General features: G+C 58.0%; 24 protein-coding genes. 8 read left to right on the top strand and 16 right to left on the bottom strand.

Going from position 1 to position 26,381, the window contains the following annotated elements; translation table 11 throughout:
* Position 1: 1 nt before the first annotated feature.
* The 5 genes from BLT09_RS19870 to BLT09_RS34340 all read right to left on the bottom strand — a co-directional run bounded on the left by BLT09_RS19870 (position 2) and on the right by BLT09_RS34340 (position 4,536).
* On the bottom strand, positions 2-535 hold the full coding sequence (locus tag BLT09_RS19870; RefSeq protein WP_101918715.1) for a tetratricopeptide repeat protein: 534 nt from the start codon (positions 533-535) through the stop codon (positions 2-4).
* 53 nt (positions 536-588) lie between these two features.
* A complete protein-coding gene (gene sctV / locus BLT09_RS19865) occupies positions 589-2,652 on the bottom strand; it encodes a type III secretion system export apparatus subunit SctV (RefSeq protein WP_029354834.1) in 2,064 nt (687 codons plus the stop codon).
* Positions 2,653-2,884: 232 nt separating this feature from the next.
* Positions 2,885-3,775 carry a SctD/MshK family protein gene (locus BLT09_RS19860; protein ID WP_091595851.1) on the bottom strand — a complete coding sequence of 297 codons (891 nt, stop codon included), beginning with the start codon at positions 3,773-3,775 and terminating at the stop codon, positions 2,885-2,887.
* Positions 3,776-3,891: 116 nt separating this feature from the next.
* A complete protein-coding gene (locus tag BLT09_RS34990) occupies positions 3,892-4,134 on the bottom strand; it encodes a nodulation protein NopA (protein WP_224570034.1) in 243 nt (80 codons plus the stop codon).
* A 72-nt stretch (positions 4,135-4,206) separates the two neighbouring features.
* Positions 4,207-4,536 carry a hypothetical protein gene (locus BLT09_RS34340; RefSeq protein ID WP_091595908.1) on the bottom strand — a complete coding sequence of 110 codons (330 nt, stop codon included), beginning with the start codon at positions 4,534-4,536 and terminating at the stop codon, positions 4,207-4,209.
* A 1,349-nt stretch (positions 4,537-5,885) separates the two neighbouring features.
* Between BLT09_RS34340 and BLT09_RS19840 the strand changes: the two genes are divergently transcribed.
* The gene (locus BLT09_RS19840) at positions 5,886-8,000 is read left to right on the top strand and encodes a hypothetical protein (RefSeq protein ID WP_029354840.1); all 2,115 of its coding nucleotides are present in this window, start codon (positions 5,886-5,888) and stop codon (positions 7,998-8,000) included.
* 542 nt (positions 8,001-8,542) lie between these two features.
* Here the strand turns inward: BLT09_RS19840 and BLT09_RS19835 are convergent.
* From BLT09_RS19835 to sctL, 9 genes are all read right to left on the bottom strand, one after another.
* Positions 8,543-9,343 carry an Effector protein NopP gene (locus BLT09_RS19835; protein ID WP_091595847.1) on the bottom strand — a complete coding sequence of 267 codons (801 nt, stop codon included), beginning with the start codon at positions 9,341-9,343 and terminating at the stop codon, positions 8,543-8,545.
* A gap of 356 nt (positions 9,344-9,699) precedes the next feature.
* Positions 9,700-10,737: an EscU/YscU/HrcU family type III secretion system export apparatus switch protein gene (locus tag BLT09_RS19830; protein WP_029354843.1), complete on the bottom strand. Its 1,038-nt coding sequence runs from the start codon at positions 10,735-10,737 to the stop codon at positions 9,700-9,702.
* Entirely contained in the window at positions 10,734-11,552 is an 819-nt protein-coding gene (sctT, locus tag BLT09_RS19825; protein WP_091595845.1) for a type III secretion system export apparatus subunit SctT, read from the bottom strand. The genes BLT09_RS19830 and sctT overlap by 4 nt, the downstream gene beginning before the upstream one ends.
* 8 nt (positions 11,553-11,560) lie before the next feature.
* On the bottom strand, positions 11,561-11,809 hold the full coding sequence (locus BLT09_RS19820) for an EscS/YscS/HrcS family type III secretion system export apparatus protein (protein ID WP_081714428.1): 249 nt from the start codon (positions 11,807-11,809) through the stop codon (positions 11,561-11,563).
* 29 nt (positions 11,810-11,838) lie between these two features.
* Positions 11,839-12,504 (bottom strand): type III secretion system export apparatus subunit SctR, encoded by a 666-nt coding sequence (sctR, locus tag BLT09_RS19815; RefSeq protein ID WP_029354851.1) that lies wholly within the window; start codon positions 12,502-12,504, stop codon positions 11,839-11,841.
* Positions 12,497-13,525, bottom strand: a complete 1,029-nt coding sequence (sctQ, locus tag BLT09_RS19810; RefSeq protein WP_187331393.1) for a type III secretion system cytoplasmic ring protein SctQ — start codon at positions 13,523-13,525, stop codon at positions 12,497-12,499. Before sctQ ends, sctR begins: the two co-directional genes overlap by 8 nt.
* An 89-nt stretch (positions 13,526-13,614) precedes the next feature.
* The gene (locus BLT09_RS19805) at positions 13,615-14,127 is read right to left on the bottom strand and encodes a hypothetical protein (protein ID WP_091595843.1); all 513 of its coding nucleotides are present in this window, start codon (positions 14,125-14,127) and stop codon (positions 13,615-13,617) included.
* A complete protein-coding gene (sctN, locus tag BLT09_RS19800) occupies positions 14,103-15,461 on the bottom strand; it encodes a type III secretion system ATPase SctN (RefSeq protein ID WP_024505372.1) in 1,359 nt (452 codons plus the stop codon). The genes BLT09_RS19805 and sctN overlap by 25 nt, the downstream gene beginning before the upstream one ends.
* The gene (gene sctL / locus BLT09_RS19795) at positions 15,458-16,081 is read right to left on the bottom strand and encodes a type III secretion system stator protein SctL (protein ID WP_091595841.1); all 624 of its coding nucleotides are present in this window, start codon (positions 16,079-16,081) and stop codon (positions 15,458-15,460) included. Before sctL ends, sctN begins: the two co-directional genes overlap by 4 nt.
* A gap of 170 nt (positions 16,082-16,251) precedes the next feature.
* On the opposite strand from sctL, the gene BLT09_RS35500 reads away from it, so the two are divergent.
* The gene (locus tag BLT09_RS35500) at positions 16,252-16,473 is read left to right on the top strand and encodes a hypothetical protein (RefSeq protein ID WP_029354860.1); all 222 of its coding nucleotides are present in this window, start codon (positions 16,252-16,254) and stop codon (positions 16,471-16,473) included.
* 244 nt (positions 16,474-16,717) lie between these two features.
* On the opposite strand, the gene sctJ is transcribed toward BLT09_RS35500, so the two are convergent.
* Both sctJ and BLT09_RS19780 read right to left on the bottom strand, forming a co-directional pair.
* Positions 16,718-17,581 (bottom strand): type III secretion system inner membrane ring lipoprotein SctJ, encoded by an 864-nt coding sequence (sctJ, locus tag BLT09_RS19785; protein ID WP_091595839.1) that lies wholly within the window; start codon positions 17,579-17,581, stop codon positions 16,718-16,720.
* 9 nt (positions 17,582-17,590) lie between these two features.
* Positions 17,591-18,100 (bottom strand): nodulation protein NolB, encoded by a 510-nt coding sequence (locus tag BLT09_RS19780; protein WP_029354864.1) that lies wholly within the window; start codon positions 18,098-18,100, stop codon positions 17,591-17,593.
* Between the two features lie 186 nt (positions 18,101-18,286).
* Here BLT09_RS19780 and BLT09_RS19775 point away from each other — a divergent pair, with 186 nt between their 5' ends.
* The 6 genes from BLT09_RS19775 (at position 18,287) to BLT09_RS19745 (ending at position 26,347) form a co-directional block, all read left to right on the top strand.
* Complete coding sequence (locus BLT09_RS19775; protein WP_091595837.1) at positions 18,287-18,985, top strand: secretin N-terminal domain-containing protein; 699 nt, start codon at positions 18,287-18,289, stop codon at positions 18,983-18,985.
* A 301-nt stretch (positions 18,986-19,286) separates the two neighbouring features.
* Positions 19,287-21,224 carry an HrpF/NolX family T3SS translocon protein gene (locus BLT09_RS19770; protein ID WP_091595835.1) on the top strand — a complete coding sequence of 646 codons (1,938 nt, stop codon included), beginning with the start codon at positions 19,287-19,289 and terminating at the stop codon, positions 21,222-21,224.
* A 1,056-nt stretch (positions 21,225-22,280) separates the two neighbouring features.
* The gene (locus BLT09_RS35680) at positions 22,281-22,625 is read left to right on the top strand and encodes a helix-turn-helix domain-containing protein (RefSeq protein ID WP_091595831.1); all 345 of its coding nucleotides are present in this window, start codon (positions 22,281-22,283) and stop codon (positions 22,623-22,625) included.
* A gap of 37 nt (positions 22,626-22,662) precedes the next feature.
* Positions 22,663-24,000, top strand: coding sequence for a serine hydroxymethyltransferase (locus BLT09_RS19755; protein ID WP_091595829.1), 1,338 nt, complete (start codon positions 22,663-22,665; stop codon positions 23,998-24,000).
* Positions 24,001-24,057: 57 nt separating this feature from the next.
* Positions 24,058-25,233 carry a methionine adenosyltransferase gene (metK, locus tag BLT09_RS19750; RefSeq protein ID WP_063169265.1) on the top strand — a complete coding sequence of 392 codons (1,176 nt, stop codon included), beginning with the start codon at positions 24,058-24,060 and terminating at the stop codon, positions 25,231-25,233.
* A complete protein-coding gene (locus BLT09_RS19745; protein WP_236370636.1) occupies positions 25,208-26,347 on the top strand; it encodes an adenosine kinase in 1,140 nt (379 codons plus the stop codon). Before metK ends, BLT09_RS19745 begins: the two co-directional genes overlap by 26 nt.
* Positions 26,348-26,381 lie beyond the last annotated feature (34 nt).

Genomic DNA, 26,381 nt, shown 5'->3' with positions numbered 1-26,381 from the left:
GCTAACCTTGGCTGTTCGGACTTGCCGTTAAGGCAAGCGACAGATTGAAGTTATGCTGCACCATCTGATTCCCTGGCTCGGTTTCGAGAGCTCGCCGATACAGGGCCTGTGCCGCGTCATGCCGCCCCTCAATGTCCAAGATCACGCCCTTCGCATTCAATGCACGTACGTTTGCTGGGGCTGCAACCAAGACGCTGTCGAGCACCTCAACCGCTTCGTGCGGGCGCTTCTGGGCCACCAAGGCTTTTGTAAGCCGTATCGCCGCATCAACATTGTCCGGGTGCTGCTTCACCTCATCCCGCAAAGCCCGCTCTTGAACATCCTGACCAACTTCGCGCAAAATGCGTTCGCGCATAGCCGGATCGATTTGATCGGCGCTGAGCAACTCTGGGGAAGATGTCTCCTGCACGGAAAGAGCGGGCTTTTGCCAGCTGGCGCAACCGCCCAAAGGCAGAATGGCGAGTACGGCAAAAAGAAGTGAGCTCCGGCGCAGAAACATAGGCGATGGAGAAACTGTATTTCTAACAAATTTCATATTATCTCTCGGTTATCAGGGAGGCGGGTCGCGTTCAGTTAGGAAAGGTGGAACTACTCTAACAATCCGCTGTTCGATCCGTGCGGGAGTTTGACGGATCCTGCCGGGCGAATTGTAAAGTCGGAGGCGAGGTCTTGATAAGACAGCACGGCGAGATCGATCCCGTTTCGCGTCAGAAAGCCGCGGACGAAACGTCGGACATCCATTGACGTCAACAGAATAGGGCGGGTTTGACCCGGTTCTGTGTTCGAAAGGACCTGACGTATCTGTGATAGCATCGCTTCGCTTTGCCGATCCTCCAGTGCGAGATAGGGGCCTGCATCCGAATCTCGAACCGCGCCACGCATCACATCCTCGCTCTCGCGTTCGACGACCAGGGCGGACACGATGCCCTCGGTGTTGGCATAGCGGTGGCAGATCTGTCGCTTCAAACCAGAACGGACATATTCCGTCAGCAGGGCAACGTTTTGCTCACGCTCGCTCCATTCGGCCAATGCCTCCAACACGAGACGGGTGTGGCGGATTGGGATACCTTCCTCCAGGAGGCGGCGCAGAACATCGGCAATCCGAGGAATCGGCGTCGTGCGCAGCACCTCTTTCACAAGATCAGAATATTCCTGCTCCATTCGGCCCAGGAAATGTCGGGTCTCTTGGATGCCCACCAATCGCGGTGCGTAGCGGGTCAACGTTGCATGGACGCGCAAGGCGAGGAGTTCGCCGGGAGCCCAATGCTCCGTGCCGGCGCCCGTAAGGGCCTGTGCAGGGGTATGTTCGACCGGGAGTCTGTCCGTTTTCGGCTCACGCCTAAGGGGGATACCGCTCGAGTCGACGTGCGCTACATCGGCTCGGAGCGTCATCTGGCTTGGATCTATCGCGTCCTGTTCGACTGGCACGCCCTCGACATCTATCCGGAATTGCGATGTAGGCAGCTGCTCGTCAACCAAGACAGGGATGCGGGGAACGATAATGCCCAGATCGGCTGTGACCAGGAGCGAAACGCGCCCAATATGTTTTTGCAATTCGGCTTGATCGATCGCCTGCATAAGATTTGGCGCTAAAAAAAATGCGATCGGGAATTCCTTCGCAGGCGCGGCTTGCTTAGGCTCCGCTGCAGTTCCATCTTTCGCATCGGCAGTGCCGGCGCCCAGCACATCAGCCTTGACAATGCTTACCGCAGCGAACACTGCGGCCAGCATCAGAAAGACGGGGAGGGGAAACCCAGGAACGAACCCCATCACGACCAGGACGCCGGCCGCCAGCCGCAAGGCTCGAGTACTGGCCGTGAGCTGACTGACCATTTCGGTACCGAGGTTGATCCTCGCCGTCCCAGTCACACGGGTGACGATGGTCGCCGCAGTAATGGAGAGCAGAAGGGCCGGAATCTGCGATATCAATGCATCGCCTATCGTCAGCAGAGTATAGTGATGCAGCACCTCGCCGAAGGACATGCCCTTGGAGAGCAGACCGATCGAAATTCCACCCAGCATGTTGATGCAGATAACCACCAGCCCGGCGATGGAATCGCCCTTCACAAATTTCATCGCGCCGTCCATCGCGCCATATAGTTGGCTTTCCTTCTCCAATTCGGCGCGCCGCCGGCGGGATTCGTTGGCATCGATGTGGCCGTTGCGTAGCTCTGCGTCGACCGCCATTTGCTTGCCCGGCAGAGCATCCAGCGTGAAACGCGCCGCCACTTCTGCCACCCGTTCGGCACCCTTCGCGAGGACCATGAATTGCACCATGGTGACGACCAGAAATATGACGAAACCCACCACGATATTGCCTGAGATGACGAAATCGCCAAAGGTATGAATAATGCTGCCGGCCTCCCCCTCGGCCAGGATCAGTCGCGTCGTTGCGACCGTCAGCGCGAGACGGAATACAGTGGAAATCAAAATAACGCCGGGCAAAGAGGAAAAATCAAGTGGAGTACTGACATACAGGGCAACCATCATCAGCAGTATGGCCAACCCCATATTGAATCCTATCAGTGCGTCGACCACCACGACCGGGATAGGCATGACCATCATCGCGACAGCCAGAAGCAGCATCAACGCAACCATTAAATCCGGGCTGGCCGGCGCACGCTTGATGAAGTCACGCAGGACGTTGGCCATCGAGACACCTTTGCAATCGGTTGAGACTTACTCTGCTGTTACGCCCTGAAACGTAGCTTTCGAACTCCGAAGGCGCCTCGGCCTTGGCCAGCGCGTGACCCTGCATGAGAGCCACAAACAGGCGCGAAATGGCTGGGCAGCAAATGTTTCCAACGCAGCCAGCTTGTCAGCACCGAGCGCCACAGGATGTTTGGCTGGCCATAGAGTGCTGCTTGATGGGGCCTGCGAGCTTTCAATATGGGAGAGCAGCAATGCGGCCATTCCTGCTCAGCAGCACACGGCTGTCCTCAATACGATCGACTACCCATCCATCAGCTAAAATGGCCCCGACAAAATACTTCTCGCTGTCGATGACAAGATACGGTTGGGCCCCATGCCACACAGCTTCGACCGCGATTGCGGATGGCGCCTTCTCCTCTTTGATGAGCACTCCGTTCACCAGTGTTAGAGTACCCTTGGTGCGACGATCGAACGATTGCTGAAGCTTCTGCCAGCTGATGACCGATTCAGACGTGACGGTGCCCTCGGCGGTCACAACACCCTTTGCGGAGCCAATCTTGACGTCGAGAAGACCCGCTCGATCGACTTCCTCCTGCAGCTCTTTGGCCGCTGCCCCCGTAAGTTCATTGTCAGCGCGTTGACTGATCGTTCTGGACGCGACTTCAGCCCGAAGTGAATTGGGGCTCGATCCACTTGCATTGCCAAGATAGGAGAACATGCCCGAAAGCGCGCCGATCCCGAGTGAGCTGATTATGACCATGGCGAGCACACCGATCGGTAGGCGCGGTATGCCGGTCGAACCAGGCGGCTCTGCATCCTGCACGGACCAAGCAATGGACATCTCGCCTACGAGCAGGACGGCAGGAAGGGGCACAACAACGGACTGGCCTGCGGCGATATTCCGGTTGCCCTCGATACTGAGTCCGGGTGCAAGCGCCTCGAGTTCGATCGACTTGCCAAGAAGAGTTACACGAAGATGATGCGGTGCCAGTCCTTGCTCGACAAAGACCAAATCGGCATCGAAGCCGCTGCCGATTAAACACGTTTGAAGATCCGTCTTGCCGGTCAGTCCGCAATAGAGCCCCGAAAGCACTTCGAAACGGAGGGAAACGGCGTCATCCACAGAGCATCTCTCAAACAGGATAGAAGCCGCACGGCAATTGCCATGCGGCTCATTTCGGGACTACGTCGCGTCAATAAGGAGACGCGCTAGGGGCAGTCTAAAAGCCGCTTCCGACATTACGAAACGCGTTCGTCGGCGGCCTTCTTGATGGTCTGGAGATTGGTCGTTAGAGTGCGCAACTGGACACTCCTTTTCGTCGCCTCCAAGCTAACATTGGTTAGTTCTTGCACTTGCGCCTGAAAAGCAGTAGCATCAGCTCCGCTTGTATTGCCGGGAGTGCCACTGTTAGTTTTATCGGTATTGCCGGCGCTACTGGTATTGGTATTGCCTGATTTCTTATTATTATCAACTGCAGCCATGATCATTCCTTTTTCTGTTGGAGTTGTGCCGTCAATAACGGCCTGTATGACCTCACGCCGGATTTTCCCGCGTCAGGCATCTTCTGTGTCATCCAAAGCTTCATCGGCCTCAGCCATCGCATCGTTCGCGAATTGGAACGCGAACGATCGCAGGATACTTTGGAAGGCTTCACTTTGTGCTGCAGACTGTGAGTTGTCTTGAAGTTGATCATTTGAAACGGTCCGGTTATCCGCCCGATCGTTCCCGCCAGCTGGCTTGCCATCATTCCCACCAGCTGGCTTGCCATCATTGCCACCAGCCGGCTTGCCATCACCAGAATGCTCGGATTTCGAATCCCCATGGCCCTTTCGGATCAAGGAAGTCCCGAGGTTGCCAACTCCACTCCCAATTGCTGCTATCATCAGGTACTCCGGCATTTGCCATTGGCGGCGACGTGTTAAAGGTTAACCTCGATCAAGCTAAGGGCGGGAGCTTTCGAGAACCTGACGGCTTTTGACAAAAACCGGCCAGCGCAAAAACGTATGCTCTGCAGGATGTTGCTCTCGCATCGAACAGTCGACCACGATCTCGGCTGTTCGGCCAATCCCGCCGTCCACGCATGCCGCGACCGAATGGCAGCCGCAGCAGCTCGTTTGCATCCTCGATGCTGTGGTGTCGAACAGGAGACACGGTCCACGTGCTGCATGACCGCAATGACCGTATTCTTGCTGGCTCCACGGGCGCACGCAACGAGCAGGAACTCGGTCTTTGCATCACCATTCTCTCGCCTGCACATCACGGCCCGGCGCGGTGAGCTCATTGGCTTCGAGAAGGTCGGCGAGTACGAACATGGGATGGTCTGCCGGCTTTGGGAGGCCGGTGCGGATCCTCTTCTCACCATATCGAAAGCTTGAAGCGGTCGGATTTTCTTGCCCTGTTCGTGAGAACTCCCATCGTCAGCTAATCGTCAGCCAAGCGGTCTATCTAGGCCGGCCGTGCCTGACCTTCGGATCCAAAGGTCCCGTCTCGACACTTTTTGTAACTATAGATCGAAATGGTTTCCCGCGCGATACGCAACGCACACGCTTCTCTGAAGCAAATGTGTGACTTTGTCGGTGGCGAACGAGAGGAGTGACGCCTCAATAAAATCGTCAGGCACGTGTCTAGGAAGGGGAGCTAGCCGAGTTGGTCTGATTTCATTCGCTGTTCCTGGAAATCGGCGGACTGAAGCGCTGATAATCTCAGGACATCGATGGCAACGTTGCGAAAGTCCTGTGAGCTCGGGCCAATCTTGGCCTGCTACTGAGAAGCACTTTGGCGGGAACATTACGCCGTCGCGGGTCTGGCTGACCGTGACGTTAACCGAAAGATGCCGCTGGTCTCGTCAGCCGCCAGCACAATAGCAGCACATTCTCGCCTACTACGGAGACGCAATATGAAGGGCATTGGCCGACCACGGAAATCGCAGGCTGAAACTGGAGCCAGCCGCGCGGGGCGGGCGAGCAGTTCCCTTTCGCAATCAAGTCTTGCTGCGGGAGAAGGTGGACAGTCATTCGATTCCGTTGTGGAGCAGATGCGCTCTGGGGACGCCGATAGGAGGCCCTCCTCCCTTCCAGTTGCGCGCGGTCCAGGCGATGCCCGCGAAAGTCTGCCAGGCGCCTCGATTGGCGAAGATCAAATCCTGAACGCACCGCCACGTGGAGCCGCTGCGCCACCACGCGGAACCGTAGCGCCACGTGGCGCAGCCGCAAGGCGGCGCGGTTCTCCCTCCATGTCTGAGGGCGAAGCCATGGCGCCGGTCGGTAGCCAACTATCAACCGCGCAGGTGGAAGGCACCAGCTCATCGTCAAATGAAGATATCAGTCCGACACAGCTCAGAATGAACAGTCTTGTTCAACAACTGACTGATTGCGAGGCTGCGGCCAGGAAAACCGACGTCCCCGAGGAGGCGGTGGAGCTGATCAGTCGGGTCGTCGATGCAGCCTCAGCAATTCTGGAGTACCGCGCTAGCCTGCCTGCGGCTGAGGCGCAGACAATTATGCCAGACGACAAGGTGCGTAGATGTTGCCAGATCGTGTGCGACGCCGCGAATGAAGTAGACAAACTTGGCCTGTCGACGATCACGAAATTGGACAAAAAGACCAAGAAAGCGGCAGGTATGGTCGATAAACTCTACTCCTACTCCCAGGCGGACCGGCAGGAGCTGTTGATTTTAAATGTGGAGAACCACCATACGGCGGCAATTAAGTGGTGGGAAAAAAAGGCATGGCGCTCCGAACGGCAGCGATCCGCCTGCGCTGCCACCGCTAGCCTATCCAGTGGAACGCCCGTGATGCGGGAAGCCGAGCGGTGCGCACTGCGGCTGCGTGCCGGCTCGGTACTGAGTGTCAGGATCTGGCTGGTCCGTGAGCGGATCGGTCTTGCGCGGGCCAAGATTGAACTGCGGGCGAGCAGGTTCGAGCCAGATTTGAAGGAACTCCTCGTCGGTCGAAATGGAGTGGTGCAGCTGATGGCAAGCGCCGTTCAAGAAGCTCTTCGCGCCCTCTCTTTGGCGAAGGGCATAATGGATGATGGCAAAGCACTCAACGCTCATGATTGCGCGGTTGTAGAAAAAATCATGGAGCGGCTTTCGGATTTTGGATTGGCGTTGCACGAGGTGCATACCAAGCTAAGCCATACCTACCCAGATGCCGGCCTCCCATTGAAACTGTTCGAACGGATCGTGGACGATGCATGGATCACTGCGCACGATGCCATGCACTTGTTGAACCTGCAGTCTCCGCCGTCAGCCATCATGGCGCCACAGGCCCAGGCGGGCGCTGCGATGCCGGCCAGGGCAGGCGCTGCGATACCGGCTGACACTGCTGGTACGGCTGCAGTGTCAGAAGGCACTACAGCGCGAAGGAAAGGGAAGTCAAAGCATAAGTCGGCAGCTCGCGCCGGGACTTCTGCCGCCGGGCAGCCATCAACACCAGTCGCTGCGAACGCCGGCACAGTGCCAGCAGCCAAGGTTCTCGCGCGCTCGGATCAAGTTGCGAGTACACAGGTGAGAGCGCAAGAGGTGGCTGCGAGTTCGTCGGGGGCAGGCTCGACAATCGGGGGCGCCGCGTTGTCAATGGAGGTATTGACGGAGCGGCTCAAACGATTGGACGAACTTTTGCAGTTCGATCTGGCCGGTCAGCAAAGCGTCGTCTCCCAAGTGCGCCAGATGAAGCCTGAGGAGGCCGGTAAGGTCGTGGACGATGTGGCCCAGTACCTGCGAGCCCAGGCCATTGAGATGCAAACCTGTCTCGCCGGGTTGCAGGGGCGTAATGTACGCCTGCTACTCACCTCCACCCAGCTACCCAAAGTGCACGAACGCACAGACCAGCTCAAAGGGTTGCTGAACATGGTGCTGGGACAGGCCAACGCATTGAATGAAGGAAAAGCCGGCATTACGACTGATTGCATGAAGACCTACGCATTTCCGGCGCAAAAATACCTGGAACATTTGTGCAATGCCGACGAATTGATGCCGCCGGAGGCACCGGTCGCGCTGCGTGGCGAGCCAGGAAAGCTGTTTGAGATGAAGCTGCAGCCCAAGATGCTGGTCAATGGTGCGATGCCGAGCCCGATGTGGGTGCACATCCACACGAGTCGCCCCGTCATGGCCAGAAACTTGGAAGGGCTGGCTGATTCCGAATTCACCGCTTGCCACGTTAAATCCAACGAACAGCGCGGCTACAATCGAGAGCGAGAGGAAGCCGATGCTAGGTCCGGTCGCGAGAAGGTCATAATTCATCGCGGCAAACTCACCCCCGCTTTCTGTAAGTCCTTGTTGACCTCGGGGCTTGGCCGCCAACCACGCCATTCGCGTGCCGAGCTCCCGTCGGCGCAGGCTGCATGACAGGGCACGTACTTTGGGGTCTAGGGCAGAATGCGGCCGGCCACGCTGTGAGTCAGCGAGCATTTCTCCTGGCCAAACCGCGAATGCCGCTGCGCGAGTTGCGGTCCGGCGATTGGAGTCGATCGGCTACCGTCAGGGCCGATTTGCGATGTCGCGTTACCTGCTGTTGACGTGGCGGCGTATCTTGCCTCCCATCCAACTTATCGCCGAGATCGCGCCGCCAAGATCGAGGCGGAAGGTCTTCCTGCGAGCGCGGAGCAGGCATAGCCGATCCGATCGGGATCGGCGCATCGCAACGACCCAACGGTGTGGTGGAGAAAATTGGATTCGGGAGAGCTCGTATCCAAGAGGCGGAGTTCCGGCCCGAATACAATCCGCTCGCAAGCACCCACGATGCGCATCCGCAGTTTATTGTCTGGGAGATGGGCTGGATCGCTCGGCGGCGCTGGCGCTAAGGCGGGGCTGTCGCCGGACAATTAGCATTCACTGCCAACAGCCTTGCAACCGTCACCAGTTGCAAGGCTCGGCGGCGGGTCGACAAATCACATGAAATCGTCGTCAGACCCGCTATCGCTGCTGTCGCTGTCCTCGGTTTTGTGGAGATAGAGTGGAGGTTTGCCTGCACGCTGCCACTCACCGGCACTGTTCTTCGTCCATTTGTCGGGATGCTGCGTAGGGTCAAGCACCAGGTCGCCATGATCCACTTCAACAAACCCCATCGTCTGCGCGCGCGCTTGTGCTTCCGGATTAGCCGCACGCCAATTCAGCAACGGTCGGTCGCCGTCTATCCGAAGTTGATGCTCCAGCAGAATATCGCCCGCATTTTCGACGAGCGGATGGGCGACTTGAAGATCCACTATGGAAGTGACCTCAGTTCGACCAGGAAATTGTTCCCGCCAACTTTCCGATTCGAACTCGTTCATGCTGAATCCGCCTTCCATTCTCAGCAGTCCGGCACTCCGGTCTCCCAATTGGTAACTGAAATATCGCGCGTGCTCCGTATCTCGACGGATGCCATATTGCTGAGCAACGTCCGCGGTGCGCCTGGCTCGTGACGATACGAACTCCGAATACTCTTGAGGATTGTCGGCGATGTGCGTGATTTCATCACCATGAAATTGCCTCACCTGTCTCCTGAAGGAAGTCCTGTTGATCTCCACCACAGGAGGTCGGGAATTGAGGGAGTATGCTTGGGGAGCCGCCGATGATGAGGCGCCGCTACCTTCCGATCCGGATAAGTGCATTCGGGCAAATGTGTCCGCGAACCCTTCGCTTCCTGCATCCGATTGCTCGCCGGCATTATGCGCGCGGTAACTATCGGATGAGCCAATTCGACCATACATGACGATTCGTACTCCTATGTTTCGCAACCGAGCTCAAGTTAGCACGGCTGTTCAACATAGGGCGCTTAGTTGACGACTAGCTGACGAGGGCATTCCAACGGCTGCACCAATCAAATCCGCACTGCCGGCCTCAAAACCTCGGACTGCGCCACGCACCGGCCAGCAGAGGCTGAAAGGTCATGCCCGGAGGACTTGCCGTAGTTGCTGGGTGGCAGATCCGAGGGGAGTGATTGCCCCAGGCCCGCGGTTGCGCGGTTGGCCTGACAGAGACACTGGGGCACGGATGGCCAGCCGACATTTGCCACTAGCATGGAACCAGGTCAGTTTTGAACTGGGCAGTCGTGGACTTCCAATGACTAGGCCAAGCCTGCGGCAAAGAATGCTTTCGCGACAGGCTGGAAATATTGCATAGGAACCGCGTGGCCGAGTTTTGTAGTGCTTATCAGCTGACGCGCTAAGACATGGTCATGGACGATCGTCAGGCGTAGTGCCCGCGCCTCACTCAACACATGTGAAACGCGCTCACCTTCGGCACGGCAAACTAAGAACGGCACCCCGGTTTCACCGCGAACGTAACGCAGACCGATCAGGACCGCCCTTCCTGTTAAGACCAGCGTGGCGCGATGCACGCCAAGCGCAGGCTCGTCGGCCGCCTCCTCGCGGATGCGACGCTGTTCACCTTTCAACTCTGGCGCTCCTTGCTGATCCTTCGACTCGCGCGTCACTTCGGTATTGGTCATGCGCATTTCGCGCAGATACAACGCGCGCTGGAGCAGGAGATCGATCAGTCCGCCGACCAGCAGTGCGCCGGCGCCAATTCCCATCAGCAATTTTGTCTCCATAAAGATGAGGCCAACACAGCCCATGCCGCAGATCGGCAGAGGGACCATTGTCTTCCACATCCCGAGAAGGACAATGGAAAAGGTTGCGCTGAGAACCAATACCTTGAACATGGTCTTGCAGACTTCGACCATGGAACGAGCAGACCCCAAGCGCTTCAGCCCTTCAAAGGGGTCAATTTTCTTAAAGCTGAGCTTCATCGGCTCCAGAGAGAAGACAAATCCACCATTGGCTAGCAGGCTGGCCAAAATCACCGCGGCGACGAGGGTTCCAAGCAGCGGGCCAACAGCCGCGACGGTGAGTTGGACGAGCACAACCAATGCCTGCGGCACCGCGGTATCGAAAGGTAGGCTCTGCAACTTGGTGGCTAATAGGAGCGCTTCCCGGCATTTGTCCTCGATCACGCTGCCTCTTAGCCAAAGGTAGCCGAGCCCAGCGCAAGTCCCGACCGCGCGGACGAAATCGGAGCTACGTGGCAGCTGTCCTTTTTTGCGCGCTTCACTTAACTTCTTCGGGCTGGCGGCGTGTGTCTTCTCTTCACTTGTGTCGCTCATGGCAGCAATTTGTCGAACCACTCCAGCGCGCCGTTGGCTTGTGTGACCTCCAGTTTCATGCTCTCCACCAGATAGGCAGCGTAGGTGACCATGAGAACTGGAAAGACAATGTTCTTGATTGCCGGAGACAGTTGGCTCGCCTTAAATTGCGGGGCAAAGCGACGCAGCAGCATCATCGATATATCAATCAGTATCAGGAAGAACACGACAGGCCCCGATACCAATAATGCCGTGCGCATTATGCGGTCGAGAAGCCCCAACAACTCCATTGCTCCTGGCCCGCTCAGTGTCGGGTGAAACTGATACACCGGCCAGATCAAGTAGCTGCGGTACAGGACACTGATCAAAGTTTCCAGGCCTCCTGATCCGACGAATATGGCAATCGCAGTGATCCCCAGAAAAACGCCCATCGCGGAAGCCTGACTGTTCGTCGCGGGATCGGCCGAAGCGGTCGGGCTGCTGATGCCGCGTTGGTTGTCGATAAGCTCCCCGGCAGCCTGAAGGCCCCAAAGCGGAATGCCAAGAAAAGTGCCAAGGAGTACACCGACAAAAACTTCCTTGAATCCGAGCAGGGTTAGCTGGATCAGGCGTGTATCAGAATCCAGCGCCGGCAATCCGCCGCTGACGTGTGCCAGGCATGGTAGTGCGAAGCCAACAGCCAAACAGCCCCGGATCAGCCCACTGATCTGCGAGCGTGTGAATACGGGAAAGATCAGCATGATGCCCATCGCGCGGGCTGCCCCAAGACCTGCCGCAACGACGAGTTCGAGAGCCGTCTGGATCAGAATTTGAATATCGGCCGATGGCGCGTCCATGGGGCGGACTAGTAGCTAAGTGTCATTGCGGGAAACTCGGTGAAGATCTGATCGGCTAGCTCTATGAGCGGGGCGCTTAGCACAGGAGCAAACAGCCCAATCACCGCGACAACGACCAGAAGCTTCACGGTGAGCGGCAAGCTTTCATCCTGGATCTGCGTCGCCGCCTGGAGGATGCCGATGACGAGGCCGACAACCACTGATGCAATGAGCGGCGGTAGAATCCAGATCATGAAAACCACCAGTGATTGGCTCATAAGAGTAATGATGCTGGATTCAGTGATGATCAGCCTCCCGGTAACGTATAACTCAGCACAAGCCCATGCATCAATTTTGACCAACCATCAATGGCAACAAACAAAAAGATCTTGAACGGGACAGATATAACAGTTGGTGAGACCATCGACATACCCATTGCCATCAAGATAGTTGTCACTATCAGATCTATAACAATAAAAGGCAGATAAAGTAGAAATCCTATCTCAAATCCGCGCTTCAATTCTGATAGCAAGAAAGACGGTACAAGTATTGCAAAGTCATCAGGCGTGGCTGCAGCGTGCATTTCCTCTGGCCAGACCTTTTCTGTCGAAGATAGGAAAAATCGCCGCTGCTCTTCATTTGTGAATTTCTTGAGATGCTCGCGCAAGGGCTCACTTCCGGCTTTAGCGGCGCTTACCCAGTCGTCGAATGTCTGATAGTGGAGCTTGGGATCCGACATGCGGTCATAGGTCTGCTCAGCAACGGGCGCACTAACGAACATAGTGAGGATCATCGCCGCGGCGTACAGCACCACATTGGGTGGTATGGTCTGGGTCCCGAGCGCATTGCGGACGAGGAAAAGAACAATTGATACCTTTACAAAGGCCGTTGTCGTGGCAACTGCTAAAACCAGCAGACCGAGTCCGGCGGTAACCGCAAGAAGCGCCAGGATTGTCGGCTGAGCTTCACTCATTGCATGCAAACCCGCCACGGAGCCTGATGCCCAGCTCTTCTCCGATGCGGACAATGTCGCCACGCCCGATACGCTGACCATTGGCCACTATGTCGACCGGGCCGTCGATCGGCCATCCAAGTTCAAAAATATGCCCTTCGCCGGCACTTCTTAATTCCCCAAGAGAAATAGGCCAGCGGCCGCATTCAAAGACAAGCACGATCTCGACATCGTCGAGATCCTTAGTAAGCTCCAGTTGCGATCCGGGTTGTGTCATATGCGCATTCTCCAAAGGACACGGTCGCGGGCGGAAAGGCCCCCGCAAGATTAATTCATCGCCGTCAAGATCCGCCCCGGCGCACAACTGGCCGACAGCTAGGGTGATCTGGCCGCGGCCGAACGGCGCAATATCGGGCAACAATGCATCACCGACACATGCGCTTCGAAGAAGCGCCGCAGGAAGGCGAAGCGTGCCGACCTCTCCTGCAACAATGAGCGGGAGCTCTGGAGGCAGCCCGCCCAGCTGCCGCGGCAACTGGGCAAGCAGTTCGCCTAGCGCGCGAAACGCAGGCGGTACTAAGCCGTCAAGAGGCGTGAACAGGAATAGACGGCCCTTGCCCTTGACCGCGCCGAAAATGATGTCGAGTTCAAGATGAGGAGCCAGCATCGTGGCTTCGCATACGCGCACGAGTTGCACGTTCAGACGCGTCGTCTCCTCCAGTCGAGTGACAAGCGGCTCAAGAGCGAGTTCGAGAATAAGCGAAGCAGTTGGCTCGGAAGGGAAGGCCAAGCCGTTCTGCACTGTCGTGATGAACTCCTCTACGAGCGGGCGCGACAGCGACAAGATGACCGTTTCGGCTCCCACTCTCCAGACGCAGTCAAGCATCGGAATGGCAGCAGGTTCCTGCTGCCAGACAAGCCCTGCCGTTCGCACCGATAGCGGCACCTCGTTGATCCGGCTTTGAAACGGCGTACGGGGCGCTGCTGTATCATTGAGCCACGAGACAACCGTGCGGGACAGTTTCAGAACTGGTTCGAACATGGCGGGTGTGACCGCAGCGGCTATCAAAGACTGCACGGTCGTGTCATTCGGACGACCTCTTGCGACTGTCGGATCCGGTTGCGCGGCATTTAGGCAAGCGACCCCCTCGCATATTTCAGCAGTATCTCGTCGTCGGCCTCGATCTCGGCTGCGGCCTCCGAATGAGTCTCGACGGCGCGCCGCACGTCGTCCTCGATTTGTTGCCATTTGTCCCTTGCCGCCGAACATATGACCCATAGCTCCCTCGTCCTGGACGCCGCCATCTCAGCCTCCTCTTGAGCGATTTGGGCATCATCAAGCATCTGCCGTCTGGAAGTGATCTCAGCGGCAAGCTGTTCAGTGTGAAGGCGGTGACGGTCGAGCGCTGCGCTAGACAAGTTGTCGAGTGACATCAGATGCTGATAGAGCGCTGCTTCTGTTCTTGAACAATGTTGCTGTATCATTGCAAGCTCCCTAGCGGCATTTTGTACGGCTGAGGCGGCCACATCGCGCTGGGCTTCCTTCTTGGACAGCTCGCCAAGGGCACGACGCTCTTGCATTTCCTTCAGAAGCCGTAACCTCGAAGACTGAACCCAGTTCACGCGGTCAGACGCGACATCCATGCGACCGTCTCCTCGAAATCTGACGCGTCATCTTCGCTCTGGCGCAGAAACTCCCTCAGTTCGTCGATTGACGCGACGGCCCGGTCAGTCAGGGGATCTCCACCTGGCTTGTATTCGCCAACATTGATCAAGAACTCGGTCTCGGCATAGCGCGATAGGAGCTCGCGGAAAATGGATGCTGCCTTGCGATGTGTCCCCGAAACGACTGCATCCATGACGCGGCTGCGACTCTGCAGCACATCAATAGCGGGGAAATGCGATCGCGCCGCAATAGCGCGTGAGAGGATGACATGGCCATCGAGAATACCACGCGATTCCTCGGCGATTGGATCACCCGTGCCATCACCCTCTACAAGCACCGTATAGAAGGCCGTGATTGAGCCCCGCTCACCCATGCCGGCGCGCTCGAGCAGGCCTGGCAGCATGCCAAAAACGGAAGGAGGAAAGCCCCGTCGCGTCGGCGGCTCACCCGCAGCAAGGCCTATTTCGCGCATAGCGCGGCAGAAGCGCGTCAGCGAATCCAGCATGAGAGCAACGCGTAGGCCCTGATCGCGAAAATATTCCGCGAGCGCAGTCGCCATTGGAGCGCATTGCGCACGCTCCACCGCCGAGCGGTCGGAGGTTTCAACCACGACGACCGTACGGAGAAGGCCCTCTTCACCAAGATTCCTTTCGATGAATTCACGAACTTCCCGTCCACGTTCGCCTATGAGCGCCACTATGACGACGTCAGCGGCGGCACCCTTTACGATCTGTGACAACAGCGTCGACTTGCCACCACCTGGCTCGCCATAAATCCCGATCCGCTGGCCCTCGCCGCACGTCAGCAGACCATCGAGGACACGGACCCCAAGCGGGAATGGCCGCTCAATCATGCGCCTCGTCATCGGATTGGGGGCTCTGCCATGCAGGGGCCGAGTTTCGACGGTCTTGATTTCGCCTTTGCCGTCCAATGGGCGGCAACGACTGTCGATCACGCGACCGAGCAAATCGCCGCCGACGGGCACCTCACGCATTCGGCCAGTGGCCACGACCTCTGCGCGGCTGGATAGGCCCACCAAGTCCCCGATCGGTGTCAGCAATACACCATCACCCGACAGGCCGATCACCTCGGCCTCGAGCGACAGCCCGGTTCGCGGGTCCTCTAGGAGGCAAAGTTCCCCAATACGAGTATCTGGCAAGACGGCATGAACCAGTGTGCCGATAGCCCGCGTGATCCGACCGCGCACCGCACGCGTGTCAATTCGCTTGGCCGCAGCCCTCAAAGACGAGATTGCTGGAACGAGAGCTCGAGTGTCGGCGTCAGCGTTATGTTCTGGGACGGGCTTTCTCATAGCTCGCCTTTTTCACATAGCGTCCCGAAACCAAGGCGCAGCGCGCGCATCTGGGCGTCAAGTCCCAGGTCGACATTGCCGTACTCGCTCCACAGCACGCACCGTTGCGGCGACAACGTCGGGTCGGGCTCGATCCGCACCCTTGGTCGACCATCCTGGCCGTCGCATCGAGCAAACTCTCGTGCAAGCATGTCGACTTGCATGGGAGAAACATGAAGGCAAACTTCGGCGCCGCTGTATTGACACTCTATGGCGTGACGAACAGCCCTCACCAGTAGCTCGCCCGGATCGAAAGCGCCGATAAGATCGCTCAATATTTCCATCACGAGCTGCGGCAATTCCTGCTCCAGAGCCGCCTTTCGTCGCGCGATTTCGGAGATTGTCTCCGCAATCAGCCCTGCCATCTCCTCGGTGCCTGCATTCGAGCCCTCCATGTGGCCGCGCACCCACGCCCGCTGGTAAACGGCGCGTGCCCAGTTTCGAACGCGCTGCCGATGCCGTTCTGCCGCGGCAAGCGCTTGCGCGGCGCTGTGCCAGGTTTCGAGCTCGCTCGCGGGTATCAGTGGTCCGATTGGACGCATCTGCGGCGCTATTGGCCCCTCGGAAAGTTCGGCTGTCATTTCACCGGGGTCTCTGTCTCAAAATGAGCTAGTACAAGTGAAAGCAATTGGCCGGCGGCGGTCCAATGCTCAGGTGCTGGAGTCTCCGCGGCAGTCCCCTCGGGCAACCGAAGAAGCACGCGGTTACGCTCGGTCGCTGAACTGTCCTGGAGCCAAGCCCCAAGACATGCATGTCCATCGTATTCGATTTGCTGAGCGAGTTTTTCTGGGTCCGCGATCAGTCTGTTCTCAACGGCATGCAGCAGGTGTCGGATTCCGAATGCGTGTGCATCCACGCCGATGCGTTTAACAAGGATGGCAAGCTCAGGCTGAGAGACAAACGCGACCAGCGAACGGGCATGCCAGATACTACCAGCAAGAAGGGCAGCTCGATATGGATCGTGCCCGCGTAGAAGGTCCGGCCTGCAGCCGATGTGGTTCAGATCCACGTCATAGTTGCCCAGCAATTCTGCCAGCCTTGGATGCAGTCTGGAACACTTCTGCAACTTCACTAACGTTTCTGCCGATAACGCTGGATCAAGACGCGCCGCTAGACGGGTCGGATGGGCCGAAGCCGCAAGCTCGCTCGCGCCCGGAAAACGCAATTGGTGCGGACCATCAGGTCGGGCGGTCTGTATAGGCATTGGCAATGAGATGTCACCCACGTCCAATTGCAGGCATTCTTTTGCGAATGGCCTCGACAGCAGAAGCATCCCGGCGCCCCTCGACCTTGGAAACGCCGGTTGATTGCTTGCGCCGACGCGTAGCAACGCTGACCAAGAGATAACAGGCCACTGCGAATACGGCTGCGGCAAAACCTGTCACGGTCGCCAGAATTGGCGCAGGAAGAGGTGTTGATGCTTGTGGCAAAACAGCAGTCGGATCGGGCCGTTGCTCGTGTGCGGACCGTTCTACCGGCACCAAAACCACTTCCACCTTATCGTAGGACAAGCCTTCGATGCTGTCGGCTACCAGCATCTTTATCTTTGGCAGCAGAGCCGCGACATTTGTTTTGGCGTCGTGCCTGATAAACACCGCGGCCGAGGATGGCGTGGCGCCGGCTCGCACAAGGTCGTTATGCGGCAGCACGACGTGAACACGTACAGAAAAAACGCCATCGATATCGCTGATCGTCCGCGACAACTCTTCGCTCAGGGCATACACGTAACGGGCACGCTCCTCGGTCGGCGAGGCAATCAGGCCTGATCCTTGGAATATCTCACCGAGGTTCTTGAAGGATTGGCGCGGCAACCCCTTGGCGTTCAGAAGGTTGATTGAGAAGGCGAGCAGCTTTTCGTCAACCTGGATCGTGCTGGTCCCATCCTTGGCGACCACCCGGATCGCGGCGACCCCGTTGTCTTCAAGAAGTGCGAGCATTTCATTTGCCTCACGCTCTTGCAATTGCGTGTAGAGGTCGGTTTTGCAAGCACTGAGGGCGACGAGAACTAGCAGCATGACAAGTCTAACCGACCGCCACCCTGACAGGCCACGCATGATTTCGCCCTCGGCCAAGCCAATCATGCGCGCGGTTCAGCCTTCCTTCAAAAGTTTATTCACGGATGATGTGACGCCGCTGACGCCTTTGGAGATAAGCGCCACCTGGGTGACGCCGTTGTAAACATCCCGAAGACCAGCCATCATCGTTTCGAAGTCTTGCCCTTGTTGAGGAATGCCCGAGATTCCGGTTCCCGCCTCACCTGCGACGGGAAGCTTCTGCGCCGGTCCCGGTAGAGCGCCCTTCGAAAGGGCTATGTCATGGTCGAGCGCGGGGAAGGAAACAGTGTTGTGTGGATATAGGGAGGAAATCGTCTGCAACACGCGATCGCCCATGCCGCTCGTCGGCGCAGCCGCGCGCTGAACATCCATCGCCGCAGCAACTGGCGCCGCACTCGCTGGCTCCGCGGCGGCATTGTTTTTCAGCGAGTCGGCTGCATGCCCTAAGGCGCGCTCAAACTGGGCCTGCTCGACAATCGACGGTGATCCGACCCTGGGGAGGCCAGCCGTTAGAGTGGCAGAGATCGACGTGACAGGCATCATCATGTAAGGACTCGGTTGCTCTCTCTGACCGGGCGGGCCCCGCCCATTCATCACCCGGTGTCGGCGCAACACTCCTAGGGGGGCAAGCTGACAACAAGCTGACTAACGGCGGCGTCATTTCGACATCTAAAATCTCTTCGGCAATTTAGTCACTTGTGATGATTTCAGCGTTTGGTTTATCAGTGCGACATGCCGAGAACGCTTATCCAACCCGTCACCCTGCATGTTTTGAGACTTCTCTGTGCCGGGTTTTTTCTGTCCACCGGGATTCACCCGGCGCACGCAGTCCCGCTGTCCCTTCCGGCGACACCCTATAGATACACGGTTCTGGATCAGGAACTCGCTGCAGCGTTGCAGGAATTCGGCAACAACCTGAATATCAGGGTCAACATCAGTCCTGCGGTGAAGGGGCGAATTCGCGGACGTATGCCTGATTTGCCACCGCGCGCGTTCCTCGACCGCTTGACGAACCTTTACGGTCTCCAATGGTACTATGACGGCCTTGTGCTCTATGTGTCTGCTGCACAAGAATCGCAAACTCGAATGCTTTTGATGACGTCGATTCGCTTCGATGCGTTCAAGGGGGCTCTCGACAAGCTTGATATCTCCGACGAGCGCTATGTGGTCAAACCCGTGCCAGGCAATGGCCTCGTCTTCGTTTCCGGTCCACCGCGCTTCGTCGCACTCGTGGAGCAGACCTTTAACGGCTTGGTGGCGGAGGCGCAGGCGCAGACTCACATAGCGGCCACGCCAAAGGAATCAGTGCTGATCTTGTTTCGCGGCTCCTCCACTACGGTCGTTCGCGACGGACGACCGGATGCTTCTTATTCTTCTGACATCCCACAACAGGATAGCGTTGGCGGGAAGCCTGAGCTGGGCAAGAAATGAACATTGAGGATTTGCCGCAGCTCTGAAGAACATGACTGCGGCTACCCCTTTGTGAACTCTTCGCAAACTCGTCAGTTTCTCGAAAGCTAATCCGCTCATGATGAGTCCCGGCAGCTCTCGCGGTGACTCCGGCCATTGTGTTGGACCGAACCTTGGAGCCGGCCCGGAACACAGCAATTGAAGGCAGGGCAGGCGCATTCGTGACCTGCCGACGCTTGGAATTGTCGAATTTTGTGAAACGCAAGGGATCTTCTGTCGGGGTCTCTTGTGGGGATTTCAACGTCACGTCTGAGGATGCACAATGTCGGCCAGCAATCTTTCAACTTTCTACCGCTCAAATTCGCTACAGTCCGCAAGGGGTTGGCCGGGCCTGAAAGTTTCCCATTTTGCGACCCAGCATCAGCAAAGTGCATCGTGCTTCGAAGCGATGCTGTCCACTTGTGTGCTGGCAAACAAGCCCGGCTCTTTCGCGCAAGGGGATCTGCCAACGTCGAATCTTGATTCGACAATGGATAAATTGCGGCAGGACCCTTTGGGCCATCTGGCACCGGATGTCGAATCGACATTGAAGGGCTTGGAGCAACACCCACTGGATCTGCTGCCGCCACATATGAGGGCGGCTCTCAAGGAGGACCAATCGCAACGCTCCAAGGCGACTGAAGCCCAACATCTGCTCCGCGTCACCCCGAAGATCGAGCCGGCTCCCAGGCCGAGCCCCGGAATCACGTGGAACGGTGGGTCGCTGACCACGGCTGAGTTGCAGATTGTTGCGGTACTCAACCGTCACAAGGACCAATGCCCGCTTAGTTGGAAGTCGTTGACCGAGAAAGCCAATGATCCCTCTACGCCACCGGATCTGAAAGCGGCGATCAAGGGACTGCAGCAGGATTCGGGACTTTTTTATGCGATTGGCTCGCAGGGCGACGGCCGCTGTGGAGGCAAGATCAACGCCAAGGACTTGGCCGGATTTTCAAACCACCACCCACAAGTTGCTGCATTTCAGGAAGCCCAAGCGCAAAGCTACGAGCAGAACTACATACCATCCGACGGCAGCGGAGGTTTGCAGCCTTCGGTCATGACCTTGAGCGATGCCTTGCGGGAGTTTTACCGGTACTCCGAAAATCTGTCCAAGGACCTGAGTCTGGATGAGTTCAAGAAAATGGTCGGCGGCGAATCGAAAAACGGCAAATTTCCGCCCCAGGTCATTGCGGCGGCGCAATATTTCCTCGATCACCCCGATGCTTGGAACCAGTTGTGCGGTGGCTCGAAAGGGAAGATGCACAAAGAGGATTTCCTGCAAGTCGCCTCATCGTCGATGAGCCTCACGCAAACTGAGCTGAATACGGTCGAGATGATCAAGGACCATCAGGACACGTTCTTTGGAAGCGGTGTTCTGACTCGCGACAAACTGGCGAAAATGAAAGACGACAAGAGCCTTGATCCGAAAGTGCGGGAAGCAGCCTCTCAGCTCCTTTCAGATCCTCTTTTGTTTGGCCTCCTGAACAATTCGATCACGGGCTATAAGACCCATCATAAATTCTTCGACTTTGGCGGCGGGCATACGGTTGATTCCGGCAATATCAGCAAAAAAGACTTTGCCCATTTTTGCACAAACATGTCGTCTGCGAACCGCAACGTTCAGCAGCCAATCACCCACGGCGCCCAAACCGCAGAAGAGCAGAATGCCGTCGCGGACATGAAGATGGGCCTGATGGACCAGCCTGACATTAAGTCAGCCAAAAAGAACGGCGGGGCCGTCATGCACGTCGTCGACTCCGTGCTCAAAATCGAGACGAAAGTGCTCGACTTGGCGGCAACGGCGGTGGGACTGCTCAGCTTCATTCCGGGCCTCGGACAAGTAGCCGATCTTGCCTCGATGGTTCTCGAGGCTGAGTCGCAAGCAGCCAATCTCCTGCGTACGGCCATTAACGGAGGCGATATGAAGCGAGCGCTGGAGGAAGCTGGCCTCAATATGGCCGCGCAGGCGATCGGCCTTATCGCAGGCCCCGAGGTCAAGCTGGCCATTCGAAATGGGCTCGTAAAGCACCTGATGGAAGAGGCCTTGGCGGCAGGCATTGATCTTTCGGTCTCGACGGCGCAGGACTACGCAGAAGGCTATGTGAATAACCTCCAAGCGCGCCTTGCAGGCGGCCCTGAGCAAAACCTAGGCCTTCCGAGCATGCCATCATTCCAGAGTGTGGCAAGCAATGTGCCCTTCGTCGGCATTGCCTTATCCTAGCCGTCGCCTTGCGCGGAAGCTTTGGCTCGCGCGCTGAGATAAGGGTCATTGTGGCACAAGCAGGGGTTCATCCGCATCAACGCAAGCGGTGTTCCTGACGCCATCTTGATCGGACTGTGAGGGAGATGTCCGAAGTCTGTGAAGGCTTCGGTATATGACGACTTCAGAGTTACGCTGAGCCCAGCCATCTCGAGCCGGTGCGCCGGGTCGAGGTTTTCACGGGCGCCGGCCGGCAGCGGGAATGGTCTCCGGAAGGCACGGCGCGGATGGTGGCGGAGCTGGCGCAGCCGAAGGAACGGCTGTCGCGCGCCCAGGGCGGCCTCCCGAACAGCCAGACGATGATCTCCTGCGGCCTATATCCTTGTGCCCACGCTCAAGGCAGTCGGCTGAAAACAGCGCTGATTTAAAACAGCATTATCCTGCACTGCACCCTCGATCCTTGCGCTCACCGATCGCTCGTCGACACGCACGCGGTCAAGTCGTTATCGGCGCTATGCCGATGGGCTTCGAGAGCAAGGTGGACGCTGAGCGGTGCGTCAGCCTCAGGGCGCGGCTGGCCAGCTTTGGGTCTCACGCTCTATGACGGCAACACCCGGCTGATCCACTTGGCCTGTTCGGGGGCTCCCGGCAGCGGCGCGGAAGCCACGGTCCGCCTTCCTCGGCTTCAGGCCAAAGACACCGCAGCATGCTCCAGAGCTATGTCTGCCGCCTTCGCCCCATCGTCGCTGGTCATGTGGAAAGGACAAGCAGGCTACGCACCCCATAATCCCGTCGGGCAGGATTCGACAGTCGACGGCGAGACATTCGCCAAACCTCACCCTTGATTCTCAGCAACGTTAAAAAAAATTCACATAATGTTCGTGAGCGTAGTCTCCTGTCAGGTGGTACATTAGCCCCAATATCTGGCGTCTTAGTCGTAGAAAGGACTGTGATCCATCTTCCATTAGCATCCATACCAGCGGATTTACAGCAAATGACGAGAAGAGATCTCATGCGGATTGATGGGGATAGAAGGGCTAGCGGCTTGCTGCATCCCGTCCGGGTTGATGCCAACCAATGTTGACACTGGTAAATCGCGTAAGGACGGCAGCGCATCTTGATCGCCTTCGAATCCTGGGCCTTTGCGCGCATGCGGATCTAACCGTCGGCGAGCTGGCCGATATTACCAGTCTGCCTCGCGAGCAGGTTCGACGCCACGTCCGGCGGCTGGTCAGAGCCAACTTTCTTTGCTGCAACGAACAACGTCCGCAGTCTTCGTACCATATGCAAGCAGGAGGCAAGGATGGCGGGCTGGCTCAATTGGTGGTCGATCTCCTGCCCCACGATGATGGTCATCATAAAAGAGACCTACAACGCCTGGAAGCAATACAAGACGCGCGGTTGAAGGGACCGCCTGCTTGATCGTGAAATAGATCAGTCCAAATGGAGCGCGACTACCATGGATAACTCCGCCGGCGGCGCCATCGCGCAGCCCGACACTTACGGGCGGCCTCACTTAGCCGCCGTCGACTCCCGCGTTCGCGAACTGCTTCTAAGACAGGAGCGCCAGGAGCGGACAACTCTCAAACTGATCGCCTCCGAGAACTTTGCCTCCTCGGCGGTGTTGGAAGCGACCGGGTCGATTTTCACCAACAAGTATGCCGAGGGATACCCCGGTGCGCGCTACTACGCCGGAAACGAGATCGTCGATGAGCTTGAGACCCTCGCGATCGAGCGCCTGAAAGCGCTATTTGGCAGTGAACACGCCAACGTCCAGCCTTATTCAGGCTCGCCAGCCAACCAGGCTGTCTATCGCGCGCTTTTGAGCCCCCGTGACAAAGTGATGGGCTTGCCTTTACCCGAAGGCGGCCATCTGACTCACGGTTGGTCCGTCAATTTTTCCGGCAGCGATTATCAGCGCGTCCCGTACAGGCTGCACGAAAAGACACAGCAAATTGACTATGACCACTTGCGCGAGACCGCCAAGCGGGAACGCCCGAAGCTAATTTGGGTCGGCGGAACTGCTTATCCGCGTATTTTTGACTACGCGGCAATGGCCGAAATTGCTTCGGAGGTGAACTCGTATCTGGTGGCTGACATCGCCCACATCAGCGGCCTGGTTGTCGCAGGAGTGCATCCGAACCCCGTGCCCCATTGCGATGTGGTCACCAGCACCTCTCACAAGTCGATCCGCGGTCCCCGGGGTGGCTTCATTTTATCAAGGAATGAAGACCGTTATCAGCCCCTCCATCATCCGAAGAGCAAACACAATCTGGCCAAACGTATAGACCGCGCCGTGTTCCCTCTTCTGCAAGGCGGACCGCATATGAATACTATCGCCGCGCTTGCCGTCGCTTTGCAGGAAGCAGCGAACTCGTCCTTTCGTGTCTACGGTCAGCAGATCGTCCACAACGCCAAGGCTCTGGCCCAGGCGCTTCTGGAGCGAGGTTATGAACTCGTCACCGGGGGCACTGACAATCACATGCTGATCCTTGATCTTCGGGACCGGCCGCTGTCAGGCAAAGCCTATGCGGAGCGCTTATCGCGTGCAGGCATCATTGCGAATTTCAATATGGTCCCGGGCGACCGGCGGCATCCGGCGCTGACAAGCGGCATCCGCTTAGGGACGCCAGCGGTGACGTCCATGGGCATGCGCGAAACGGAGATGGTGCAGATCGCCGCTTTCATCGACTCGGTCTGCCGCCAGCCCGATGACCAGGAAGTTCATGCGAGCGTACGAAGAGACGTTGCCGACTTCTGCACTGCGTTCGATGTTCCCGGCATCCCCGACAGATAAGCCACCCCAATCCAGAAACTCCTCACTAACTCCAGCACTTGAAGCGAGGGCATTTTTATGACCAGGCAGTTCGTGTTCTCTTCCGAATCCGTCGGCGCGGGACACCCCGATAAGATGGCAGACAACATCTCCGATGCCATTCTCGATGCGGTCCTGCGCACCGATCCGAAGGCGCGCGTCGCCTGTGAAGTGTTGGTGAAGACGGGGATGGTCGTTGTGGCTGGCGAGATCACCAGCCATGCCCACATCGATTACAGCCAAGTCGCCCGCGATACGATACTCGATATTGGCTACGACGATGATGCGATTGGCTTTGATGGTCGACGTTGCGCCGTCGTTCTGGCCCTCACCGAGCAGTCGCCCGACATAAGCCAGGGCGTTGATGAAGGACGAGGGCAGGATCTCGGGCAGGGGGCAGGGGATCAGGGCATCATGTTTGGATTCGCATGCAACGAGACGGATACATTGATGCCCCTGCCGATCCAACTCGCTCACCATTTGACGAAAAGACAGGCCGAGGTCCGGAAAGCGGGACAGCTTGGCTGGCTGCGTCCGGACGTGAAATCTCAAGTGTCCGTACGCTACGAAGGGCTCCGCCCGGTGGCGCTGGATACCATAGTCCTGTCGACGCAGCATGACGAAGCGGTCTCACAAGCCACGGTCCGCGAAGGCGTCATTGAGGAGATCATAAAACCGGTCCTGCCGGCCCACCTGGATACTTCGGGGATCAGATTTCTGGTCAACCCAACAGGGCGGTTCGTGGTCGGTGGGCCTGCCGGCGACTGCGGCCTCACAGGACGGAAGATCATCGTCGATTCCTACGGTGGGACCGGGCGTCACGGCGGCGGTGCCTTTTCGGGCAAGGACCCATCCAAGGTTGACCGCTCGGCGGCCTATGCCGCCCGGTATGTCGCGAAGAACATCGTTGCCAGCGGCCTTGCGGAGGTCTGCGAGGTTCAGCTTGCCTACGCGATCGGCGTGGCCAGTCCGGTTTCTGTCATGGTCAATACTTTCGGAACCGCAAGGATCGAGGAAAAAAGGATCGAGCGCCTTGTTCTCGAGGTTTTCAATCTCCGACCGAAAGGCATCATCAAGATGCTTGATCTCTTACGCCCGATATACCGCAAGACGGCGACATACGGACACTTCGGGCGTGAAGAGCCTGAGTTCACCTGGGAGAAGACGGACAAAGCTGACGATTTGCTGCGTGAAGCAGGACCGGCAGCTGCGTGAGGGCGGCTGGATCAAGCGCATGCGGCAACCCATTTCAACTCGCGAGACCACGCCCGGCCGGCATGGCAAGAAGCCGGCTCGGGTTTTTGGCGGAGATTTTGATGCGGATTATGACGTGCTCTGCATCGGTAATGCCATTGTCGACATCATCGCCCAGTGCGACGAGGCATTCCTCGAGACCAACGGCATCATCAAGGGAGCGATGAACCTCATCGACACAAGGCGCGCCGAGCTGCTCTACAGCCGCATGGGTCCGGCGATCGAGGCCTCCGGCGGCAGCGCCGGCAACACGGCGGCCGGCGTCGCCAGCTTTGGCGGCCGCGCCGCCTTCTTCGGCAAGGTCTCCAACGATGCGCTGGGCGAAATCTACGCCCACGACATCCATGCGCAAGGCGTCGCCTTCGACACCACGCCGCTCAAGGGTGAACCGCCGACGGCGCGCTCGATGATCTTCGTCACGCCCGACGGCGAGCGCTCGATGAACACCTATCTCGGCGCCTGCGTCGAGCTCGGGCCTGAGGATGTCGAGGCGGACAAGGCCTCTGGCGCCAAGGTCACCTATTTCGAAGGCTATCTGTGGGATCCGCCGCGCGCCAAGGAAGCAATCCGCCAGACGGCGATGCTGGCGCACGCGGCAGGCCGCGAAGTGTCGATGACCCTGTCGGATTCGTTCTGCGTCGACCGCTACCGCGACGAGTTCCTCGAGCTGATGCGTTCGGGTACCGTCGACATCGTCTTTGCCAACAGCCACGAGATCAAATCGCTTTACCAGACGGCGTCGTTCGACGAAGCGCTGGCGCAGATTCGCAAGGATTGCCGCATCGCCGCCGTGACCCGATCGGAAAAAGGCTCGGTGATCGTGCGCGGCGACGAGACCGTGGTGATCAAGGCGACCGCCATCAAGGAGCTGATCGACACGACGGGCGCCGGCGATCTCTATGCCGCCGGCTTCCTGCATGGCTACACGCAAGGCCGTGACTTGCAGACCTGCGGCGACCTTGGCTCACTGGCAGCCGGATTGGTGATCCAGCAGATCGGCCCCAGGCCCCGTCAGAATTTGCGCCGCGAGGCCGAGCAGGCGGGGCTGACCATTCCGGACGTTCAAACGAGTTAGTGGCCTACCTTCCCGTTGTGCAGGCTATCTCGCC

Origin of the sequence: Mesorhizobium muleiense (genome assembly GCF_900099905.1) — a bacterium.
Taxonomy (GTDB): domain Bacteria; phylum Pseudomonadota; class Alphaproteobacteria; order Rhizobiales; family Rhizobiaceae; genus Mesorhizobium; species Mesorhizobium muleiense.
This window is presented reverse-complemented; position numbering and strand designations above follow the sequence as displayed.

Bases quoted from the DNA above. Each gene is read 5' to 3' on its own strand.
- BLT09_RS19870 (WP_101918715.1), bottom strand. From the start codon at position 535: ATGAAATTTGTTAGAAATACAGTTTCTCCATCGCCTATGTTTCTGCGC.
- sctV (WP_029354834.1), bottom strand. From the start codon at position 2,652: ATGGCCAACGTCCTGCGTGACTTCATCAAGCGTGCGCCGGCCAGCCCG.
- BLT09_RS34990 (WP_224570034.1), bottom strand. From the start codon at position 4,134: ATGGCTGCAGTTGATAATAATAAGAAATCAGGCAATACCAATACCAGT.
- BLT09_RS34340 (WP_091595908.1), bottom strand. From the start codon at position 4,536: ATGATAGCAGCAATTGGGAGTGGAGTTGGCAACCTCGGGACTTCCTTG.
- BLT09_RS19840 (WP_029354840.1), top strand. From the start codon at position 5,886: ATGTCTGAGGGCGAAGCCATGGCGCCGGTCGGTAGCCAACTATCAACC.
- BLT09_RS19835 (WP_091595847.1), bottom strand. From the start codon at position 9,343: ATGTATGGTCGAATTGGCTCATCCGATAGTTACCGCGCGCATAATGCC.
- BLT09_RS19830 (WP_029354843.1), bottom strand. From the start codon at position 10,737: ATGAGCGACACAAGTGAAGAGAAGACACACGCCGCCAGCCCGAAGAAG.
- sctT (WP_091595845.1), bottom strand. From the start codon at position 11,552: ATGGACGCGCCATCGGCCGATATTCAAATTCTGATCCAGACGGCTCTC.
- BLT09_RS19820 (WP_081714428.1), bottom strand. From the start codon at position 11,809: ATGAGCCAATCACTGGTGGTTTTCATGATCTGGATTCTACCGCCGCTC.
- sctR (WP_029354851.1), bottom strand. From the start codon at position 12,504: ATGAGTGAAGCTCAGCCGACAATCCTGGCGCTTCTTGCGGTTACCGCC.
- sctQ (WP_187331393.1), bottom strand. From the start codon at position 13,525: ATGTTCGAACCAGTTCTGAAACTGTCCCGCACGGTTGTCTCGTGGCTC.
- BLT09_RS19805 (WP_091595843.1), bottom strand. From the start codon at position 14,127: ATGGATGTCGCGTCTGACCGCGTGAACTGGGTTCAGTCTTCGAGGTTA.
- sctN (WP_024505372.1), bottom strand. From the start codon at position 15,461: ATGAGAAAGCCCGTCCCAGAACATAACGCTGACGCCGACACTCGAGCT.
- sctL (WP_091595841.1), bottom strand. From the start codon at position 16,081: ATGACAGCCGAACTTTCCGAGGGGCCAATAGCGCCGCAGATGCGTCCA.
- BLT09_RS35500 (WP_029354860.1), top strand. From the start codon at position 16,252: ATGTCCATCGTATTCGATTTGCTGAGCGAGTTTTTCTGGGTCCGCGAT.
- sctJ (WP_091595839.1), bottom strand. From the start codon at position 17,581: ATGATTGGCTTGGCCGAGGGCGAAATCATGCGTGGCCTGTCAGGGTGG.
- BLT09_RS19780 (WP_029354864.1), bottom strand. From the start codon at position 18,100: ATGATGATGCCTGTCACGTCGATCTCTGCCACTCTAACGGCTGGCCTC.
- BLT09_RS19775 (WP_091595837.1), top strand. From the start codon at position 18,287: ATGCCGAGAACGCTTATCCAACCCGTCACCCTGCATGTTTTGAGACTT.
- BLT09_RS19770 (WP_091595835.1), top strand. From the start codon at position 19,287: ATGTCGGCCAGCAATCTTTCAACTTTCTACCGCTCAAATTCGCTACAG.
- BLT09_RS35680 (WP_091595831.1), top strand. From the start codon at position 22,281: ATGTTGACACTGGTAAATCGCGTAAGGACGGCAGCGCATCTTGATCGC.
- BLT09_RS19755 (WP_091595829.1), top strand. From the start codon at position 22,663: ATGGATAACTCCGCCGGCGGCGCCATCGCGCAGCCCGACACTTACGGG.
- metK (WP_063169265.1), top strand. From the start codon at position 24,058: ATGACCAGGCAGTTCGTGTTCTCTTCCGAATCCGTCGGCGCGGGACAC.